Genomic DNA, 4,991 nt, shown 5'->3' with positions numbered 1-4,991 from the left:
GATCCGTCCGGCGACGCGGACTGGGCGCTGAAGCCGATGAACCTGACATGGCGCGACGGCGGCGCCTACGCGCTTCTGGGCAGTTCCGGCTGCGGAAAATCGACCCTGCTGAACATCATATCCGGGCTGCTGGTCCCCTCGCAGGGCCGCGTCCTGTTCGGCGAGACGGACGTGACCGGCCTGCCCACGCTTGATCGCAACATCGCGCAGGTGTTTCAGTTCCCGGTCGTCTACGACACCATGTCGGTGCGGCAGAACCTGGCCTTTCCGCTGAAGAATCGCGGCCTGGCCGAGGATGTGATCAAGTCGCGCGTCGCCGAGGTGGCCGAGATGATCGGCATGACCGACGTGCTGGACCGCCGCGCCCGCGGTCTGACCGCAGATGCCAAGCAGAAGATCAGCCTCGGGCGCGGCATGGTCCGCCAGGATGTGAACGCGATCCTGTTCGACGAGCCGCTGACCGTGATCGACCCGCACATGAAATGGGAATTGCGCACCCAGCTGAAGGATCTGCATCGCCGTTTCGGCCATACGATGATCTATGTCACCCACGACCAGACCGAGGCCCTGACCTTCGCCGATCAGGTCGTGGTGATGTATGACGGCCGGGTGGTTCAGGCCGGAACCCCGCAGGCGCTGTTCGACGCGCCCGAACATACCTTCGTCGGCTATTTCATCGGCTCGCCCGGCATGAACCTGCTGGATGCGCGGGTCGAGGGCGCGACGGCGCAGGTGGCGGGCGTGCCGATCGCGCTGGCGCGGGGCTATGGGCCGCTATCGGGCAGGATCCGGATCGGCATCCGCCCCGAATTCATGCGCCTCGGCACCGGCTGCGAGGGCCTGCCCTTCATGCTGCACCGGATCGAGGATGTGGGCAATCACCGGATCGTGCGCGGCCATGTCGAAGGCGCCGCGGTCAACGTCATCGTCCCCGAGGGCCAGCCCATTCCCGCCGGGGCGGACCGGATCATCCCCGATCCCGCCTTCATCCATGTCTATGCCGATGACTGGCGCGTCGATCCGGCCGCCGTGGAAAGGGCCGCCTGATGGAAAAACCCCTCAACAACCGCGCCTGGCTGCTGGTTCTGCCGGTCCTTGCGCTGGTCGCCTTCTCGGCGGTGCTGCCGCTGATGACGGTGGTGAATTACTCGTTCCAGGATACGTTCGGCGGCAACCAGTTCTTCTGGGCGGGCCTCGAATGGTTCGACGAGACGATTCGCTCGGACCGCGTCCGCGCGGCCCTTGGCCGGCAGATCCTGTTCTCGGCGATCATCCTCGCCATCGAGATTCCGCTGGGCATCTTCGTGGCGCTGAACATGCCGAAAAAGGGCGTCTGGGCCTCTTTCTGCCTGGTGCTCATGGCGCTTCCGCTGCTGATCCCGTGGAACGTGGTCGGCACGATCTGGCAGGTCTTCGGCCGCGTCGATATCGGCCTTCTGGGCTATACGCTGTCGAAACTGGGCATCGACTACAATTATGTGAACGACGCCTTCGATGCGTGGATTACGGTGATCGTGATGGATGTCTGGCACTGGACCAGCCTGGTCGCACTGCTGTGCTATGCCGGGCTGCAATCCATCCCCGACGCCTATTATCAGGCCGCGCGGATCGACCAGGCTTCGCGCTGGAAGGTATTCCGCCATATCGAGCTTCCCAAGATGCGGGGCGTGCTGCTGATCGCGATCCTGCTGCGCTTCATGGACAGCTTCATGATCTATACCGAACCTTTCGTCGTCACCGGCGGCGGGCCCGGCAACGCCACCACCTTCCTGTCGATCGACCTCGTGAAGATGGCGGTGGGTCAGTTCGACCTGGGGCCGGCAGCCGCGTTCAGCCTGATCTATTTCCTCGTGATCCTGCTGATTTCCTTCGTCTTCTACACACTCATGACCAAGGAGGGAGAGACGCTCTGATGGCCGCCGTCGCTGAATCCAAGGGCCGTGGCGCCGCGCTGGTCATGGCGCTGTACCTGCTGTTCCTGATGCTGCCCATCTACTGGCTGCTGAACATGAGCCTGAAGACCAACAGCGAGATCCTCGGTACCCTCAGCCTGTGGCCGCGCAATCCCACGCTCGACAATTACCGCACGATCCTGACCGATCCGTCCTGGTATATGGGCTATGTCAACAGCATGACCTATGTGGCGATGAACACCGTGATCTCGATCTCGGTCGCGCTTCCCGCAGCCTATGCGTTCAGCCGCTATCGCTTTCTGGGCGACAAGCACCTGTTCTTCTGGCTTCTGACCAACCGCATGGCGCCGGCGGCGGTCTTCGCGCTGCCTTTCTTCCAGCTTTATTCCTCGATCGGACTTTTCGACACCTATATCGCCGTGGCTCTGGCGCATTGCCTGTTCAACGTGCCGCTGGCCGTCTGGATCCTGGAGGGATTCATGTCCGGCGTCCCGCGCGAGATCGACGAGACCGCTTATATCGACGGCTATTCCTTTCCGCGTTTCTTCGTGAAGATCTTCATGCCGCTGATCGCCAGCGGAATCGGCGTCGCGGCCTTCTTCAGCTTCATGTTCTCCTGGGTCGAACTGCTGCTCAGCCGGACGCTGACCTCGGTCAATGCGAAACCCATCGCGGCGACGATGACACGCACGGTCAGCGCCTCGGGCCTCGACTGGGGCGTGCTGGCGGCGGCGGGCGTGCTGACCATCATCCCCGGTGCGCTGGTGATCTGGTTCGTGCGCAACTACATCGCCAAGGGTTTTGCCATGGGGAGGGTGTGATGAACCATCCGCAGAATTCGCGGCGCCGTCTCCTGATGCCTCCGCGTCCCGGCATCGTCCCTGCCGGCCGCGCGACACAATCGAAGGGGCCGGACCATGCGTAGATCCGTCAATCTCGGTTTCGCGACGCTTGGCCTGATCTGGCTGGGCTTCGTGTTCTGGCTGACCACGCTGGTGCCGATGCGCGACGAGGCGCGCGACTGGACGGGCAGCATCAATCCCGGCGGCTGGATGGCCTGGACCTTCCCGACCGCCCTGTTCTTCACCATCATCGCGGGCCTTCTGATCCTGTTCACATGGCTCGCCATCCGCTTTCCCGAGACCCCGCGCCGGGGCGTCCTGGGCATCACCACCACGCGCGGGGACCGGCTGTTCATCAGCCTTCTCGGCTCGGCCTTCATCAGCCTGATCTGGCTGGGAACCATCGGCACGCCGCTCTGGGGCGGACTGGCCGTTGCACTGATCTACGCCGCAGCGGTGTTTCGCTGGGTGTGAAAACCGCCGGAGCCAAACCGGCATCCAATGGGAGGGAAACCATGAGACGATATCTGACGACCGCCATGGCGCTTGCGCTGATGGCGACAGGCGCGCAGGCGGGCATGGAAGAGGCGAAAGCCTTTCTCGATGCCGAGATCGACAATTCGACCCTGACCCGAGAGGAACAGGAGGCCGAGATGCAATGGTTCATCGACGCGGCCAAGCCCTTCGCGGGCATGAACATCAACGTCGTGTCGGAAACCCTCACGGTCCACGAATACGAATCCAAGGTGCTTGCCGAGGCCTTCAGCAAGATCACCGGCATCAACATCACCCACGACCTGATCGGCGAGGGCGATGTCATCGAGAAGTTGCAGACCCAGATGCAATCGGGCGAGAATGTCTATGACGCCTATGTCAACGACACCGACCTGATCGGCACCCATTGGCGCTATCAGCAGGCGCGCAACCTGACCGACTGGATGGCGGGCGATGGCAAGGACGTGACCAATCCGGGCCTCGACATCGACGATTTCATCGGCAAGTCGTTCAGCACCGCGCCTGACGGAAAGCTTTATCAGTTGCCCGACCAGCAATTCGCGAATCTCTACTGGTTCCGCTACGACTGGTTCAACGACCCCCAGATTCAGGCCGATTTCAAGGAAGAATACGGCTATGACCTGGGCGTCCCGGTCAACTGGTCGGCCTATCAGGACATCGCCGAGTTCTTCACCGGGCGCGAGATCGACGGCAAGAAGGTCTATGGCCACATGGATTATGGCAAGAAGGATCCCTCGCTGGGCTGGCGCTTCACCGATGCCTGGCTGTCGATGGCCGGGAACGGCGACAAGGGCATCCCCAACGGCAAGCCCGTCGATGAATGGGGGATCCGGGTCGATGAAAACGACCGCCCCGTGGGCAGCTGCGTGTCGCGCGGCGGCGATACCAACGGGCCGGCCTCGGTCTATGCGATCCAGAAATATCTGGACTGGATCAGGGCCTATGCCCCACCCGCCGCGCAGGGCATGACCTTCAGCGAATCCGGTCCGGTCCCCGCCCAGGGCGAGGTCGCCCAGCAGATCTTCTGGTACACCGCCTTCACCGCCGACATGGTCAAGCCCGGCCTGCCGGTCGTGAACGAGGACGGCACGCCCAAGTGGCGCATGGCTCCCTCGCCGCATGGTGCCTATTGGCAAGAAGGCATGAAGCTGGGCTATCAGGATGCGGGCTCGTGGACGCTGCTGAAATCGACGCCGGTGGACCGCGCCAAGGCGGCATGGCTCTACGCGCAATTCGTGACGTCGAAGACGGTCGATGTGAAGAAATCCCATGTCGGGCTGACCTTCATCCGCGAATCGACCATCCAGGACGAAAGCTTTACCGAACGCGCGCCCAAGCTGGGTGGCCTGATCGAGTTCTATCGTTCGCCCGCCCGCCTGAACTGGACGCCGACCGGCACCAACGTGCCCGATTATCCGAAGCTGGCGCAGCTGTGGTGGCAGGCGGTCGGCGACGCCTCCTCGGGCGCCAAGACCCCGCAAGAGGCCATGGACAGCCTCTGTGCCGAGCAGGAAAAGGTCATGGAGCGTTTGGAACGCGCCGGCATCCAGGGCGATATCGGCCCCAAGATGGCCGAGAAGAAGGATCTGGAATGGTGGAACAACAAGGCCAAGGAAGACGGCACCATCGCGCCGCAACTGAAGCTGGACAACGAAAAGCCCCAGCCGGAAACCATCAGCTATGACGAACTGGTCAAAAGCTGGCAGCAATAAGATCTGAA

5 protein-coding genes are annotated in these 4,991 nt (G+C 62.7%); all 5 read left to right on the top strand.

All coding sequences use genetic code 11. From position 1 onward, the window contains the following. The coding region (locus tag B4L36_RS03080) for an ABC transporter ATP-binding protein (RefSeq protein ID WP_292952199.1) at nucleotides 1-1,047 on the top strand (1,047 nt) is incomplete at its 5' end. Continuing rightward, the gene (locus tag B4L36_RS03075; protein ID WP_292952196.1) at nucleotides 1,047-1,913 is read left to right on the top strand and encodes a carbohydrate ABC transporter permease; all 867 of its coding nucleotides are present in this window, start codon (nucleotides 1,047-1,049) and stop codon (nucleotides 1,911-1,913) included. The genes B4L36_RS03080 and B4L36_RS03075, both read left to right, overlap by 1 nt. Next, nucleotides 1,913-2,734: a carbohydrate ABC transporter permease gene (locus B4L36_RS03070; protein ID WP_292952193.1), complete on the top strand. Its 822-nt coding sequence runs from the start codon at nucleotides 1,913-1,915 to the stop codon at nucleotides 2,732-2,734. The genes B4L36_RS03075 and B4L36_RS03070 overlap by 1 nt, the downstream gene beginning before the upstream one ends. 180 nt (nucleotides 2,735-2,914) lie before the next feature. Further along, a complete protein-coding gene (locus B4L36_RS03065; protein WP_292952238.1) occupies nucleotides 2,915-3,229 on the top strand; it encodes a DUF2160 domain-containing protein in 315 nt (104 codons plus the stop codon). 41 nt (nucleotides 3,230-3,270) lie between these two features. Then, entirely contained in the window at nucleotides 3,271-4,983 is a 1,713-nt protein-coding gene (locus B4L36_RS03060) for an ABC transporter substrate-binding protein (RefSeq protein WP_292952190.1), read from the top strand. Nucleotides 4,984-4,991 lie beyond the last annotated feature (8 nt).

The sequence above is a fragment of the Paracoccus sp. UBA889 genome (assembly GCA_002294185.1).
GTDB lineage: Bacteria > Pseudomonadota > Alphaproteobacteria > Rhodobacterales > Rhodobacteraceae > Paracoccus.
This window is presented reverse-complemented; position numbering and strand designations above follow the sequence as displayed.

What these genes read in the sequence shown, in the direction of transcription:
- B4L36_RS03075 (WP_292952196.1), top strand. Translation starts at nt 1,047, where the DNA reads ATGGAAAAACCCCTCAACAACCGCGCCTGGCTGCTGGTTCTGCCGGTC.
- B4L36_RS03070 (WP_292952193.1), top strand. Translation starts at nt 1,913, where the DNA reads ATGGCCGCCGTCGCTGAATCCAAGGGCCGTGGCGCCGCGCTGGTCATG.
- B4L36_RS03065 (WP_292952238.1), top strand. Translation starts at nt 2,915, where the DNA reads ATGCGCGACGAGGCGCGCGACTGGACGGGCAGCATCAATCCCGGCGGC.
- B4L36_RS03060 (WP_292952190.1), top strand. Translation starts at nt 3,271, where the DNA reads ATGAGACGATATCTGACGACCGCCATGGCGCTTGCGCTGATGGCGACA.